General features: G+C 75.0%; 14 protein-coding genes. 8 read left to right on the forward strand and 6 right to left on the reverse strand.

The window, feature by feature from the left end:
* Position 1 precedes the first annotated feature (1 nt).
* From F1544_RS10410 to F1544_RS10420, 3 genes are read right to left on the reverse strand one after another with little or no spacing between them, the layout of a single operon-like run.
* Positions 2 to 1,855, reverse strand: a complete 1,854-nt coding sequence (locus tag F1544_RS10410; RefSeq protein WP_167584977.1) for a D-apionate lactonase family protein — start codon at positions 1,853 to 1,855, stop codon at positions 2 to 4.
* Positions 1,852 to 2,616, reverse strand: coding sequence for an SDR family NAD(P)-dependent oxidoreductase (locus F1544_RS10415; protein WP_167584979.1), 765 nt, complete (start codon positions 2,614 to 2,616; stop codon positions 1,852 to 1,854). The genes F1544_RS10410 and F1544_RS10415 overlap by 4 nt, the downstream gene beginning before the upstream one ends.
* Before the next feature lie 56 nt (positions 2,617 to 2,672).
* On the reverse strand, positions 2,673 to 3,596 hold the full coding sequence (locus F1544_RS10420) for a phosphogluconate dehydrogenase C-terminal domain-containing protein (protein ID WP_167584981.1): 924 nt from the start codon (positions 3,594 to 3,596) through the stop codon (positions 2,673 to 2,675).
* 240 nt (positions 3,597 to 3,836) lie between these two features.
* Here F1544_RS10420 and F1544_RS10425 point away from each other — a divergent pair, with 240 nt between their 5' ends.
* The 5 genes from F1544_RS10425 to F1544_RS10445 all read left to right on the forward strand — a co-directional run bounded on the left by F1544_RS10425 (position 3,837) and on the right by F1544_RS10445 (position 9,236).
* Complete coding sequence (locus tag F1544_RS10425) at positions 3,837 to 4,547, forward strand: DUF2291 family protein (protein ID WP_167584983.1); 711 nt, start codon at positions 3,837 to 3,839, stop codon at positions 4,545 to 4,547.
* A complete protein-coding gene (locus tag F1544_RS10430; protein ID WP_167584985.1) occupies positions 4,544 to 6,103 on the forward strand; it encodes a sugar ABC transporter ATP-binding protein in 1,560 nt (519 codons plus the stop codon). The genes F1544_RS10425 and F1544_RS10430 overlap by 4 nt, the downstream gene beginning before the upstream one ends.
* Positions 6,100 to 7,242: an ABC transporter permease gene (locus F1544_RS10435; RefSeq protein ID WP_167584987.1), complete on the forward strand. Its 1,143-nt coding sequence runs from the start codon at positions 6,100 to 6,102 to the stop codon at positions 7,240 to 7,242. The genes F1544_RS10430 and F1544_RS10435 overlap by 4 nt, the downstream gene beginning before the upstream one ends.
* 53 nt (positions 7,243 to 7,295) lie before the next feature.
* On the forward strand, positions 7,296 to 8,339 hold the full coding sequence (locus F1544_RS10440) for a D-ribose ABC transporter substrate-binding protein (protein WP_167584989.1): 1,044 nt from the start codon (positions 7,296 to 7,298) through the stop codon (positions 8,337 to 8,339).
* A gap of 81 nt (positions 8,340 to 8,420) precedes the next feature.
* Positions 8,421 to 9,236, forward strand: a complete 816-nt coding sequence (locus tag F1544_RS10445) for a sugar phosphate isomerase/epimerase family protein (protein WP_167584991.1) — start codon at positions 8,421 to 8,423, stop codon at positions 9,234 to 9,236.
* A 7-nt stretch (positions 9,237 to 9,243) separates the two neighbouring features.
* Here the strand turns inward: F1544_RS10445 and F1544_RS10450 are convergent, their stop codons facing one another.
* A complete protein-coding gene (locus F1544_RS10450; RefSeq protein WP_167584993.1) occupies positions 9,244 to 9,642 on the reverse strand; it encodes a DUF4345 family protein in 399 nt (132 codons plus the stop codon).
* Between the two features lie 63 nt (positions 9,643 to 9,705).
* Here F1544_RS10450 and F1544_RS10455 point away from each other — a divergent pair, with 63 nt between their 5' ends.
* A complete protein-coding gene (locus F1544_RS10455) occupies positions 9,706 to 10,296 on the forward strand; it encodes a hypothetical protein (protein WP_167584995.1) in 591 nt (196 codons plus the stop codon).
* A 106-nt stretch (positions 10,297 to 10,402) separates the two neighbouring features.
* Complete coding sequence (locus tag F1544_RS10460) at positions 10,403 to 11,704, forward strand: HNH endonuclease signature motif containing protein (RefSeq protein WP_167584997.1); 1,302 nt, start codon at positions 10,403 to 10,405, stop codon at positions 11,702 to 11,704.
* A 4-nt stretch (positions 11,705 to 11,708) separates the two neighbouring features.
* Here F1544_RS10460 and F1544_RS10465 read toward each other — a convergent pair whose 3' ends face one another.
* On the reverse strand, positions 11,709 to 12,440 hold the full coding sequence (locus F1544_RS10465; protein WP_167584999.1) for an SDR family oxidoreductase: 732 nt from the start codon (positions 12,438 to 12,440) through the stop codon (positions 11,709 to 11,711).
* A 105-nt stretch (positions 12,441 to 12,545) separates the two neighbouring features.
* On the opposite strand from F1544_RS10465, the gene F1544_RS25345 reads away from it, so the two are divergent.
* On the forward strand, positions 12,546 to 13,397 hold the full coding sequence (locus tag F1544_RS25345) for a LysR family transcriptional regulator (protein ID WP_167585001.1): 852 nt from the start codon (positions 12,546 to 12,548) through the stop codon (positions 13,395 to 13,397).
* 35 nt (positions 13,398 to 13,432) lie between these two features.
* On the opposite strand, the gene F1544_RS10475 is transcribed toward F1544_RS25345, so the two are convergent.
* The gene (locus F1544_RS10475) at positions 13,433 to 14,182 is read right to left on the reverse strand and encodes an SDR family oxidoreductase (protein WP_167585003.1); all 750 of its coding nucleotides are present in this window, start codon (positions 14,180 to 14,182) and stop codon (positions 13,433 to 13,435) included.
* Positions 14,183 to 14,258 lie beyond the last annotated feature (76 nt).

Below are 14,258 nucleotides of genomic sequence, written 5' to 3' on the forward strand. Positions count from 1 at the left end.
GTCAGCCTACGGCGGCGGCGTCGGGGGCCCGGTCGCTCGCGGCAGCGGTGGCGCCGCCCGCGGAGGGGCCGGGACCCTCAAGGCGGACGACGCCCCAGGCGGGCAGCGCGAGCTCCCGCCCGGCCACGCGCAGCCGCCGGGCGACGCCCGTGAGGTCGGCCGCGAGCACCGTCAGGCGCCCCGCGCTGCGGGCGGCGACCACGCCGAGCCCGGGCGTGAGCGGGGCGTCGAGGCGCTCCCACCCGTCGAAGTCCTGCAGCCAGCCCACCACCTCCGCGACGGGGAGGGCGACGCCGTCGGCGGTCGTCGTGCCGCGCGGCCCCCAGGTCTCGCAGGCCGTGATCGAGGCGACCCCCGCGACGGCGAACGCCTGGTGGGCGGCCAGCAGCCAGGCGGCCGCGCCGCGCCCGGCCTGGCGCGGGTCGTCGGCGCCCCAGACGTGCTGCGGCCCGGTGCCGTCGGTCCGGACGTCGGCGTCGGCGGGCCGGTGCGCCGACGTGGCGACCGCGTTGAAACGCGCGCGCAGGGTCACGGGGCCGACGTGCACGGGCCGCCCGGCCGCGATCCGCACGGCCTCCTCGGCCGTGAGCCGCTGCACCGCGACGGAGGCCAGCAGCTGCGGGCGCCCGGTGTCGTGCATCTGCGGGGTGCTGGAGAAGACGAGGGCGGGCACGTCCCCGGGGAGCTCGCCGTGCCGGCGGTTCAGCTCGGTGAAGTGCGCGCGGGTGCCCCCGGCGACGGGCAGGTCGCCCCGCAGGCGCAGCAGGCGCTCCCACAGCGGTGCCGTCGTGACGTGGGTGGCGACGTCGTGCACGGCGACCCGCACGACGGGGCCTTCTTCGTGCAGGGCCGCCAGCACCGGGTCGAGCTGCCCGGGGTGGGCGGCCGTGACGCGCACGTCGAGGCCCGCGGCCCCGGCCTCGCGGCGGGCCCGGGCCAGGACGCCGGGCCACGCCGGTCCGGTCGCGTCGAGCTCGACGAGCACCGGGCCGCGCCACCAACCCAGCCGGAGTTCCCCGCCGGGCCCGTCGCCCGGAGCGGTGGACGCCGCGAGCTGCAACCGGGGCAGCGGCTGCCCGGTGGGGGTGAGGTCGACCTGCTCCACCGGCGCGGGGACGACGCGGGGCGCCGTCGCCGCCGTCAGCGGGACGACCGCGAGGTCGAGGGCCTGGGTGAACGTGGCACCGACCGCGAGGTCGACGGGGAACGGCCGGTCCAGCGGGGTGCTGTAGGTCTTGAACGAGGCGTCGGTCCAGTTCCGCTGGTCCTCGACCTCGAACACGTCCCCCGTCAGGTCGAGCGTGACCCGTTGCGCTGCAGGGCCGCCGGTGTCCCAGTCGAGGCCCGCGACGTCGCGGGCCGGCTGGTGCGGGGCGATGCGCGCGGGGAACTCCGCGCCGGTGCGGGAACCGTCGGGGTGGCGCACCCGCAGCGGGGTGCCGGCGAGGGCGGCGGGGTGCAGCACCACCAGGCCGAGGCGGTTGCGGCGGAACGCCCGGGTCACCTCCCCGCTCACCTCGACGCGCAGGTGCCCCGCGCCGTCGGTCGATCCGGCCGTGAGGACGGCGTGCCAGCGGACCCCGGCCCCGAGGGCGTCGTGCTCGGCGGTGAGCTCGACCCGCAACCCCTCGCCCTCGTGGACCTCGACGGCCCACGACGTGACGGGCACGGTGCGCCAGTCGTGGTCGCGCACGACGACGCGCACGGCCGTGAGCACGAGCGTCCCGCGGTGGCTGACCTCCTCCACGGACGTCCCGCGCAGCACGAGGGACCAGTCGCCGGCCGTGAGGATCCGGGGTTCCGGCTCGCCGTCGCCCCAGGCGTCCCCGGCCGGGGACCCGGCCCCGGGGTTCACAGCGACGTCATCCCCCCGTCGACGCGGAAGATCGCGCCGGTGGCGAAGGACGACTCGTCGCTGACGAGGTAGACCATGATCCCCTCGACGTCGTCGGGCCGGCCCGCGCGCCCGAGCGGCGTGCGGGCGATGATCGCCGCGCGGGAGGCGTCGTCGGTGGAGATCGCGCTGACCAGCGGCGTCTCGGTGTAGCCGGGGACGACGGTGTTCACGCGGATCCCCTCGCCCGCGTAGGCCGCGGCCACGGTGCGCACCAGCCCGTGGACGCCGGCCTTGGAGGAGGAGTAGGCCGTGAAGTCGCGCCCCTCCCCGTTCAGGCCGGTGGGGCTGCCGGTGCACACGATGGAACCCCCGGCGCCGCGCAGGGCGCGCACGGCGTGCTTGACGGTGAGGAACGTGCCGGTGAGGTTCACGTCGAGCGTGCGCCGCCACACGTCGAGGTCGAGGTCCGCGACGGGGGCGTCGGCGCCGAACAGCTGCACGCCCGCGTTGGCCACGACGACGTCCAGCGCGCCGCCCTCGGCCTGCACCTGCGCGTAGGCCGCGGCGACGCTGTCCTCGTCGGTGACGTCCATCCGCACCGCGACCGCGGCCGGGGCGTCCGGCCCGAGGTCGGCGACGGCGCGCGCGGCGCCGTCGAGGTCGCGGTCGGCGAACACCACGCGCGCCCCCTCGGCGGCGAACCGCCGCGCCACCGCGAGCCCGATGCCCGAGGCGGCCCCCGTCACCAGCGCGTGCTTGCCCTGCAGCCGTGCGTGCATCGTCGTCGTTCCTCCGGGAGTTCTGGTGGGCAGCGGGGTTCCGCGGTCGGGGCGCTTCAGCGCTCGATCTCGTCCAGCTTGAGCATCTTCGTGATGACCGAGTCCAGCTCGGAGTCGGAGAAGATCTTCTTCCAGTCGTCCTTGACGATGGACTCGCGGCCGTAGTCCATGGCGATCAGGCACGCGTCGGAGAACGGGTTGGAACCGCGGAGGGTGTTGGTGAGCGCGATCTGCACGTGCCCGTGCAGCATCGCCTTCGCGGCGGCCTCGGGAACCCCCACGGTGTGCACCGTCTCGTGCAGGGCCTCCTTCAGGAGGGCACCGATCATGCAGGCGATGGTCTCGACGAGCGTGGGCTCGAGGTAGGCCAGCTGCTTGACGGTGACCCAGTGCACCTCGTCCACCGGGCCGTACATGATCCGGATGACGTCCTCGACGACGTCGCGCGCGGCGGCGTTCTCGGGGGTCTGCTCGTTGTCGAAGGCGGCCACGACGTTCTGCAGCGCGGCCTCGCCGCCGAAGTTGTCGGCGTACTCCTCGGGGCGGGTGCGCTCGAGGAACACCGACGGGTGGCAGGGGTGGGCGACGGCCTGCAGGACGTCGGGGCGCTGGGTGAGCAGGTTGGCGTACGCCGCGGCGGGGTCCAGCGTGAGCAGGGTCGCGCCGGCCTTCATCTGCGGGACGACCGACTGCGAGACGAGGCCGAGGACGGTGTCCGGCACGGCCAGGATCACGACGTCGGCGCCGGCGACGGCCTCCTCGGTGGAGACGGCCTCGCGGCCCTCGGCGGCCATGCGCTCCTTGCCGGCGGGGGAGTTCTCGGCGTAGCGCAGGGTGTGGGCGCTGCGGGCGAGGTTGCGCGAGACGCGCATGCCCATCTTCCCGCCGGCGCCGACGACGGCGACCTGCACGGGGGTCGTCGCGGGACGGGTTGCCGCGGAGGGGGTTCCTGCGGGGGTGGGGTCGGCGCTGGTGGTCATCGTGGCGTGCTCCTTCTCGTTCGGGAGGAGCCGCGGCCGGGGCTCCGAGGGGCGTTCCGGCGCGCAGCGCTCCATCGCGCGGCCCCGCTGGTCGTCGCGGGTGGAGCCAGCTTAGGGCCCTCCGCCGACATCCGGTCAACCGGTTGACAAGGGTCGAGCCGGGCTGGTCTGATCGCTGCAGCACGCTCCGCAGCGTTCACCGCTCCCGCCACGTCGTCGTGGCCGCAGATCGAGGTCTCCATGACGGATGTCCACCCGAGCACCCCCGCCGCCACCCCCCGCACTCCCGCTGCCGCGCAGCGCCTCCCGCGCGGTCGCCGCACCGGCCGCCGCCGCCGCGTCGTCACCGCCGTCGCCGTGGTGGCGCTCCTCGCGGCCATGGCCGCGAGCACCCAGGTGCGCTCCACGGAGGCCGCCGAGCAGCAGGCCGCGGCCGCCACGTTCGACCCGCAGGCGTGGGCGGCGAAGACCTACCCGGGGCAGGCCGAGGCCATCACCACCTCCGCCGTGGACCTGGCGCAGCTCCTGGGTGAGGTGGCCGCGGACCCGCAGGCCGCCGGGGAGCGCTACGGCCACCAGACCGGGGCCACGAGCCCCTTCACCTACCCGGTCAAGACCACCGGGACGGCCGGCGAGGTCAAGGGCACGTTCCTCACCCTCGACGTCCCGGGCCTGCCCGCCGGCACCACGGTGCGCGTGCAGACCGGGCCGGCGATCACCGGGACCGCGGTGCGCGACGCGACCGGGACCATCGCGTTCGGGCAGTTCACCAACCAGGTCGACTACGCCGACGCGGGGACCGCCCTGAACGACCAGGTCCGCACCGCCGTCCTGGCCGGCGTGGACGCGGCGGCGCTCGCGGGCCGCCAGGTCAGCGTCGTCGGGGCCGTGTCCCTGCTGACGCCCGCGAGCCTCGCCATCACGCCCGTGCAGCTGGTGGTGGCCCCGTGACCGCCCGCACCGCTGCGGCGCAGCGGGTCCCGGTGCTCTCCGCCGTCGACGTCACCAAGGTGTTCGGCGGCACCCGCGCCCTGCGGGGCGTGAGCCTCGACGTCCTCGCGGGCCGCGTCACCGCCCTGTTCGGGGAGAACGGCGCCGGCAAGTCCACGCTCATGAAGATCCTCGCGGGGATCGAGACGCCCACCACGGGCCGGGTCCTGCTGGACGGCGAGGAGCGGCGCTTCGGCTCGGCGCGCGAGGCCGCGGACGCGGGCATCTCGATCATCCACCAGGAGCTCAGCCTCTGCCCGAACCTCAGCATCGCCGACAACCTGTTCCTGGCCCGCGAACGCCGGACCCGCACGGGCGGCGTCGACCGCCGTGCCCAGCAGCGGGCCGCCCGCGAGGTCATGCTGCGCCTGGAGGAGGACCTCGACCCGGCGACCCCGGTCGGCGACCTCCGCCTCGGCCAGCAGCAGCTCGTCGAGATCGCCCGGGCCCTGCTCCAGGACGCCCGCGTGCTGATCATGGACGAGCCGACCTCGGCGCTCAGCGCCACCGAGGTGGACGTGCTGTTCGCCGTCGTGCGCGACCTCAGCGCCTCCGGCGTCGCGGTCGTCTACATCTCCCACCACCTCGACGAGGCCCTCGAGATCGCCGACGACGTGGTCGTCCTGCGCGACGGCGCGCTCGTCGCCCAGGCGGGCGCCCGCGACGTCGACGTGGCCTGGATCGTGCGCCAGATGGTCGGCCGCGAGTCCGACTCCCTGTTCCCGCCGCGCCACCCGACGCTCGGCGACGTGCTGCTGGACGTCCGCGACCTCGTCGTCGTCGACCCGCGCAGCCCCGAGCGCCTGGCCGTGGACGACGTCAGCCTGCAGGTGCGCGCGGGGGAGATCGTCGGCCTCTACGGGCTGATGGGCGCCGGGCGCACCGAGCTGCTCGAGACCGTCGCGGGGCGCAACCCCGTCGGCAGCGGGCAGGTCCTGCTGGACGGGGAGGAGCTGCGCGGCAGCATCGCCGACCGCATCGACCAGGGCGTCGTCCTCGTCCCCGAGGACCGCCAGCGCGACGGCCTCGTGCAGTCGATGAGCGTGGGGCGCAACCTCTCCCTGGCCAGCATCGCCGGGCTCACGCGCCGCCTGCTGCTGTCCCCGCCGCGCGAGCGCGCGCAGGTCGCGCAGATGGTCACCGACGTGACCGTCAAGACCGCCTCGGCCGACGCCCCCATCGGCTCCCTCAGCGGCGGCAACCAGCAGAAGGTCGTCATCGGCAAGGCGCTGATGACGCAACCTCGCCTGCTGCTGCTGGACGAACCCTCCCGGGGTGTCGACGTCGGCGCGAAGGCCGACGTCTTCGACCTCATGGCCCGCCAGGCCGAGCACGGCCTCGCGGTGCTGTTCACCACCTCCGAGGCCGAGGAGGCGCTGCACGTCCCCGACCGCCTGCTCGTCCTGGCCCGCGGCCGGCTGGTCGGGGAGTTCCGCCGCGGCGAGCTGACCCGCGAGCAGCTGATGAGCGTCAGCGACGGCGCCCCGACGACCACCACCCCAGGAGCGACCTCATGACCACCAGCGAACGCCACCCCGCGCCGGGGATCCCGCACGAGGCGGTGCCGGCGGCCGAGGCCCGGGCCGCGCTGGCCCGGGAACGGCGCCTGCGGGTGCTGGACGTGGCCTTCGAGGCGCGGGCGTTCATCGCCCTCGCGGTCCTCGTGGTCGTGTTCGGCATCCTCTCCGACAGCTTCCTCACCGGCTCGAACCTCATCACCATGACCCGCCACGTGGCCATCAACGCCGTCCTGGCGCTGGGCATGCTGCTCGTCATCCTCAAGGGCGGCATCGACCTGTCGGTCGGCTCCATCGTCGGGCTCTCGGGCGTCGTGGCCGGAGAGCTGCTGCGGGGCCTGCGGATCGACGTCCTCGGGGTCGTCCTCTACCCGCCGGTGTGGGTCGTCGTCATCATCGCCGTCGCGGTCGGCGGCGTGGTCGGCACGATCAACGGGCTGCTCGTGACGCGCCTGCGGGTCGCCCCGTTCATCGCGACGCTGGGCATGCTCTACGTCGCCCGGGGCACGGCCCTCATCATCTCCGGCGGCGAGACCTACCCGAAGCTGGCCGGTGAACCCACCCTCGGCAACACCGGGTTCTCCTGGCTGGGCAGCGGCCGCCCGCTGGGGCTGCCCACGTCCATCTGGATCATGATCGTCCTCACCGTCGCCGTCGCGGTGCTGCTGGCCCGGGCGCCGTTCGGCCGCTGGCTCTACGCCACGGGCGGCAACGAGCGGGCCGCAGAGCTGTCCGGGGTTCCCGTCGTGCGGGTCAAGACGCTGGTCTACGTCATCTCCGGCGCCTGCGCCGCGATGGCCGGCCTCATCATCGCCTCCGAGCTCACCTCCGCGGCCCCGCAGGCGGGGGAGTCCTACGAGCTGAACGCGATCGCCGCGGTCGTCATCGGCGGCGCGGCCCTCTCGGGCGGCCGCGGGAACGTCCGCGGAACCCTCGTCGGCGCCTTCGTCATCGGGTTCCTCGCCGACGGCCTCGTCCTGCTGGGCGTCTCCACGTTCTGGCAGATCTTCATCAAGGGCGCCGTGATCGTCCTCGCGGTCGCCCTCGACCAGGGCCAGCAGCGCCTGCAGCGCCGCCGGTCCGCCGCCAGCGCCGTCGTGCGCGCCGCGGCACCGCTCACGCCCGCCCCCACCGCCTGACCCCCTTCCGCACCAACCCCACCCGTCGACGACGACACCACCGGAGGTCCCCCATGACCGCTCCCCACCGCACCCCCCGCAACCTCACCCCCCGCACCCTGACCTCGCGCCGCGGCGTCCTGGGCCTCGCGCTCGCGGGCCTGACCACCGCCGGGCTGAGTGCTTGCGGCAGCGACTCCGAGGAGCCGACCACGGCCGCGGCCGGAGGCAGCAGCAGCAGCAGCTCGGGGAAGGCGGGTGGCCTCATCGCCATCATCACGCCGTCGCCGGACAACCCGTTCTTCAAGGCCGAGGGCGACGCCGCGGCGACGAAGGCGAAGGAGCTCGGCTACGAGACGTCGATCAGCTCCCACGACGACGACCCGAACAAGCAGAGCGAGCTCATCGACACGGCGATCTCCCGCGGCGCGGTCGCGATCGTCCTGGACAACGCCGGCGCGGACGCCTCGATCGGGCCGGTGCAGAAGGCGAAGGACGCCGGCGTCCCGGTGTTCCTCATCGACCGCGAGATCAACGAGGCCGGCATCGCCGTGTCGCAGATCGTCTCCAACAACTCCCAGGGCGCGCAGCTGGCCGGGCAGGCGTTCGTGGAGGCCACGGGCGGCAAGGGGAACTACGTCGAGCTGACCGGCAAGGAGTCCGACACCAACGCGGGTGTGCGCTCCAAGGGCTTCGCCGACGTCATCGGGCAGTACCCCGACATGGTGAAGGTCGCCGCGGAGACGGCGAACTGGGAGCAGCAGGAGGGGTTCACCAAGATGGAGACCCTCATCCAGCGCTACCCCGACATCGTCGGCGTCATCGCGGGCAACGACACGATGGCCCTCGGCGCGGTCGCCGCCCTGAAGGCCGCGGGCAAGACCGGGGTGAAGGTCGTCGGCTTCGACGGCAGCCCCGACGCGATCGCCGCCATCAAGGCGGGGGAGATGTCCGCGACCGCGCTGCAGCCGGCGGCGCTCGGGGCGCAGACCGCGGTCGAGCAGGCGCACGCCTTCATCACGACCGGGAAGACGGGCCAGCCCGAGAAGCAGTCCATCGACTGCGAGCTCGTGACCCCGGAGAACGCCGCCGAGTTCGGCGTCTTCGCCCGCCTCTGAGGCGCGAGACTCCACCAGAGGTACCGGGAGCCCGCTCGGGCTCCCGGCGGACGGCGGGGACGCCGGGAGAGGCAGGTCGACGTGGCCATCGGGATCTCCACCTACGCCTACAGCCACCGCTGGTCGCCCGCGGCCGCGCGGCCGATGTCGCTGCCGGAGATGCTGGCGGACACCCAGGCGCTCGGGGGCGAGGTCTTTCAGATCTGCGACCACCCCGACCTGGAGGCGCTGACCCCGGAGCTCGCGCTGGCCCTGCGCGCGGCGGCGGCCGTGGGCGGGACCGTCCTGGAGACGGGGACCCGCGGCACGGGCGAGGAGCACCTGCTGGCGCACCTGTCCCACGCCCGGGCCCTCGGGGCGCGCACGGTGCGCTCGATGGTGTTCGCGGTCGGCGACCGGCCGGACCCGGCGGAGTCGGAGCGGCGGTTGCGCGCCGTGCTGCCCGCCTACGAGGCCGCGGGGGTGGTGCTGGGCCTGGAGACCTACGAGCAGGTCTCCACCGCGGACCTGCTGGCGCTCGTCGAGCGCGTCGACTCCCCGAACCTGGGGATCGTCCTGGACCCGGCCAACTGCGTCGCGGCGCTGGAGCACCCGCGCGACGTGGTGCGGCGGCTCGCCCACCGCGTCGTGTGCGTGCACGTGAAGGACTTCCGCTTCACCCGGCGCGACGGCTGGGCGGGGTTCACCCTGGCCAGCTGCCCGCTGGGGGAGGGGCAGCTCGACTACGCCGACCTGCTGGCGGTCGTCCGCCCCGACCCGGCGCGCGTGCACCAGGTGCTGGAGCACTGGGTCCCGCTGCAGGGCACGGACCCCGCCGGGATCGCCGCCACCTGCGCGGTCGAGGCGGACTGGACGGCGCGGTCGCTGCGGACGCTCGCGGAGCTGCAGCCGTCCTGACGCGGCCTCAGCCGGCCGGGCGGTCCCGGCGGTGCTCGGCCGCCAGGGCCACGGCGAGCGCGGCCTCCAGCGCCAGGAAGGCCGCGGCCGGCCGGCCGGGGAGCCGGCGCTGCGCGACGCAGGACGCCAGCCGGGTCAGGGCCATCGCGGCGTTCACGTCGCGCGCCACCCGCACCGCCCCCGCCCGGCCGGGGGTCTGCGGCGGGGCGAGCAGCGCCCGCACGAGGGCCAGCGACGTCCCGGCGTACACGGCCCGGATCTCGGTGCGCGCGGCGGCCGTCGGCGCCGAGCCTCCGAAGACGCCCGGCACGAGCGCGGGCCGCGTCAGGGACACCGCCGCGAGCGCGGCGTAGCTGGCCGCCGGGAACCACCGGGCGGCGCTCGACGCGAGGTCCGCGGCCGTCATGCGGGCGACCCTGGCACGGGGGGCCGGGCGCCGACAGCCGGGACGGGTGAGAACCTGGGGGACATGCGCAGGTGGGACCCGGTCGGCGACCAGGGGAGCCGGCAGCAGCGGCGGATCGCGGCGGCCGGGGCCCCCGAGCCGCCGACCGCGGAGGTCGCGGGCTTTGCGGACTACCCGCGCTTCTACCTCAAGCTGCGGCGCGGCGAGGTGCTCGACATGGGCTCCTCCTTCGAGGACCTGGTCCGCTCCGCGCGGGGCGGGTGGGCGGCCGGGACGACCGTGACGGCCACCCACCAGGCCCCCGACGGCCACCCCGTGGTCTTCGACGGGTCCGCCACCGGTGCCGTCTGCGGCTCCACCCGCTGGGTGCCCGAGGTGCCGGGCGGGGACGTGGCCGAGGTCGTCGCGGCCCTGCGCACCCTGCGCGCCTTCGACGCGCTGCCCGCCCCGGGGGTGCAGGCGGACGTGGTGGAGGGTTCCGGCGTCCAGCGCTCGCAGGCGGCCTGGCTCGACGGCGACGTCAAGGACGGCGTCGACGGGTTCCGCGTCGAGTGCCGCCTCCCCGCCGGCCACGACGGCGACTGCCTCGCGCGCCCGCAGCTCGGCGACGTCGAGTGGCGCTGGGACCGCCGCGAGCAGGTCATCCACGCCTGATCCCGTGATCTTGCAGGTGATCCCTGCAAGATCACGGAGGGTGGGTGAGGGGTGGTCACGGAAGTGACTCTGGTTGCGGGACAGCGGTTCCCGTAGACTCGTACACGTGTTCGACCCCGCCGCGCTGCCCGCACCCGACACCCTCCCGGGTGCTCGGGACGCCGCGCTGGTCGACCTTCTGATCACCCTCGACCGCGAACGTTCCCGGATGGACGCCCTCGGTCTGCACGCCGTGGAGGAGCTGCGCCGGCGCCGGGTCGCGGAGCACTCCGGCCTGGCCGCCGCCGACATCAGTTCGGCCGAGGCGGTTCGGCTCACGGGAGAGCAGGTCCTCGCCTCGGAACTCTGCGCGGCGTTGCGCATCGGGCACGGCACCGCCCACCACCGCATCACCCAGGCCAAGACCCTGACCGAGGACCTGCCGGCCACCCTGGACGCCTACACGGCCGGCGATGTCCACCACGGCCACGTGTCCGCGATGCAGGACGCGGCTGCCCTGCTCACCGCCCCTGTCGTGGCCCCCGGCGGCAACGAAGGTGAACCCCTGTACTCCGGTGACGCCCTGCGTGTGGCGCGGGCGGAGCTGGAGAAGAGCTGCCTGGACGGGGTCAGCCGCCTCAGCCGCGCCCAGCTCACCCGACGCCTCACCCGCAAGCTGCAGTCGCTGGCCGCAGGGCACACCCGTCGCACGAAGGCCACGCGTGATGAGGCCCGGTTCGTGCGGATCGAGCCCTGCGACGACGGGGTTACGGCACACCTCACCGGGCTGCTCCCACTCGCCGAGGCGTTGCGGCTCGACGCGTTCCTGACGGGCTGCGCGGACGCCACCAACCCCGAGAACCCGCGCGGGGTGGACGCCGACGGTCGCTCCCACGCCGCCCGCCGGGTCGACGCCCTGCTCGACCTGCACGCCGGCAGCGGTACCTCGCCGTCCGTGCAGGTCCACGTCACCGTCGCCGCGACCACGCTGCTCGGCCTGGACGACGAACCCGGCGAGGTCGTCACCCCCACTCTCGCGCTCAGCGTTCCCGCGGAGGTCGCCCGCGACCTCGCCGCCTGCGGGACCTGGCGGCGGATCCTCGCCTACCCGGTCGGGACGGTGTTCGACGTCGGAACCCGCACTTACAAGCCGTCAGCGGCAACTGCCCGCCGGGTTCGAGCCCGAGACTCGACGTGCATCTTCCCGGGCTGCACCCGACCGGCGCAGAACTGCGACCTCGACCACGTCGTCCCCTACGCGCAAGGCGGGGAAAGCACCGCCGAGAACCTGGCCCCGGAGTGTCGGCACCACCACCGCCTCAAGACCCACACCCGCTGGCAGGTCACACCCCTGCCCACGCGCGGCTGGCGGTGGACCTCACCCACCGGTCACACCTACGACACGAGCACCGACCCGCCGCCGTACTGATGCGTCACCACGGGACGACGCCGGCGTCCTCGAAGAACCCTCCCGTCGGACCGCCGTCGGGCAGGGTGGCCAGGCGGATCGCGGTCGCCGCGCCCTGCTGCGGGCTGCGCACGCCCCGGAACCCGTTGAGGTCGGTGGCCACGAAACCCGGGCAGGCGCAGTTGATGAGGATGTTCGTCCCCGCCAGCTCCTTCACGTACTGCAGCGTGACCGCGTTGAGGAACGTCTTCGACGGGGCGTAGGCGACGGCGACGGGGCCGGTGGTGGTCTCGCCGCCCGGGCCGGACTGCCGGGTCAGGGAGCCGACGCCGCTGGAGACGTTCACGATGCGCGGGGACGGCGCGCGCCGCAGCAGCGGCAGCAGGGCGTTGGTGACCCGGACGACGCCGATGACGTTGGTCTCCACGACGGTGCGGATGACGTCCAGGTCCGCGGTGCTCGGCTGCTGCGCAGGGCCACCGGTGATGCCGGCGTTGTTGACCAGCGCGTCGAGGCGGCCGTAGCGCTCAGCGATCAGCTCCGCGGCCGCGGTGACGCTCGCGTCGTCGGTGACGTCCATCGGGACGCCGAACGCGTCGACGCCCGCCTCGCGCAGCCCGGCGACGGCCTCCTCGCGCCGCGCCTCGTCCCGCGCGCCGACCCCGACGCGGTAGCCCAGCGCACCCAGTCCCGCCGCGATCTCGTAGCCGATGCCCTTGTTCGCCCCGGTGACCAGGGCCGTCCTCTTCTCGTCCATGCTCCGAGGGTGCGGGCCGGCGGGGGCAGCGGTCCAACACCGTCTGGGTCCTGACCGATACCTCCAGGGCATCGGTCCCGCCCGTGCTCCGGCTACCCTGGGCGCGTGGAGACCCGGGAGCTGCGCTACTTCGTCGCCGTCGCCGAGGAGCTGCACTTCGGCCGGGCCGCAACGCGTCTGGGCATCGCCCAGCCGCCGCTGTCCCGGGCGATCAGCCAGCTGGAGCGCCGCCTGGGCGCCGTCCTGCTCGAGCGCACCAGCCGCTCGGTGCGCCTGACCGGCGCTGGCGCTGTCCTGCTGCACGAGGCCCGGGCCGCGCTGGACGCGGTCGAGGCCGCCGAGCACCGCACCCGCCGCGCCGCCGCCGCGACCGCCGGCGGTGGGCCCGCCGTCGTGCTGGCCACCAAGGCCGGCGCCTCCGGCGAACTGCTGGCCAAGCTGCTCGACGCGTTCGCGGCCGAGCCCGGGGCGGTCCCCGTCGACGTGCTGCTCTGCGGTCCCGGGCAGCAGGGACGGCTGCTGCGCAGCGGCCGGGCCGACGTGGCGCTCCTGCACCGCCCCTTCGACGACACGACCGGTCTGGACACCGAGGAGCTGCTCACGGAGGGGCAGGTCGTGGTCCTGCCTGCCGGGCACGAGCTCACCCTCCGCGCCAGCGTGCACCTCGCCGACCTGACGGACGTCCCCGACCTGCCCCCGCCGCGCTGGCCCCTCCCGGACGGCACGTACCCGCCGGGACCCGGCCCCGAGGTCCTGGACCACACCCAGCTGCTCCAGCTCGTCTCCCTGGGCCGCACGCTCGTGGTGCTCCCCGAGTCCGTCCGGGCGCAGCTGCGCGAGGGCCTTGTCGCCGTCCCGGTCGTGGACGCGCCCGCCGTCACGACGGTGATCGCCTGGCCCCCGCACAGCCGGTCGCGGGCCGTCGCCGACCTGGTGCGCACCGCCGTCCGCCTCTGAGCACCGCCCCCGCAGCGGTGCACGGGGCGGCGGGGTCAGCGGTGGCGGCCGCTGAGGGCCGCCAGCACCTCCGGGTAGCGACCCTCGGCGACGGCGTCGCGCAGGAACCCGACGCGCCGGACCAGCACCTGCTGGGCGCCCGGGTCGCTCTGCAGCAGGCCCACCACCTCGTCGAGGAACTCCTCCAGCGGCATGGCGCTCTCCTCCTCCTGCTGGCCCATGAGCGTCGTGCGCACCGCCGGCGGCACGAGCTCGACGACCTGCACGCGGGTGTCCGCGAGCTGGACGCGCAGCGACTCCGTCCAGGAGTGGATGGCCGCCTTCGTCGCGCTGTAGGTGGGCGTCGCGGGCAGGGGGACGTAGGCGAGCCCGGACGTCACCGTCATGACCGTCGCGGCCGGCTGCGCGAGCAGGCCGGGCAGGAAGGCGTGCACGAGCCGGATCGGGCCGAGCAGGTTCACGGCGACGGTGCGCTCCGCGACCTCCAGCGACGCCGGGTCGAGCAGGTCCTCGGGCTCCATGATCCCGGCCATGGTGATGAGCGTGTCGAGCGTCGGGTGGCGCTGCGCGAGCTCGGTCACGGCCGCGGCGATGGACGCCTCGTCGGTCGTGTCGATCACGACCGTCCCGAGGCCGGGGTGGGTGACCGCGAGCTGCTCGAGTAGTTCCCGCCGGCGGCCGCCGACCACGACGGTGCTGCCCCGGGCCTGCAGGCGCAGGGCCAGGCCGAGGCCGATGCCGGAGGTGGCGCCGGGGATGAAGACGGTGCTGGAGGTGACGTCCACGGGGTTCTCCCTGTTCTCCGCGGCTGCGCCGCAGGGGATGACGAGCACCGGCGCGGGCGCGCCGGCGGACCGCGCG

Origin of the sequence: Kineococcus rubinsiae (assembly GCF_011839805.1) — a bacterium.
GTDB classification, from domain to species: Bacteria; Actinomycetota; Actinomycetes; order Actinomycetales; family Kineococcaceae; genus Kineococcus; species Kineococcus rubinsiae.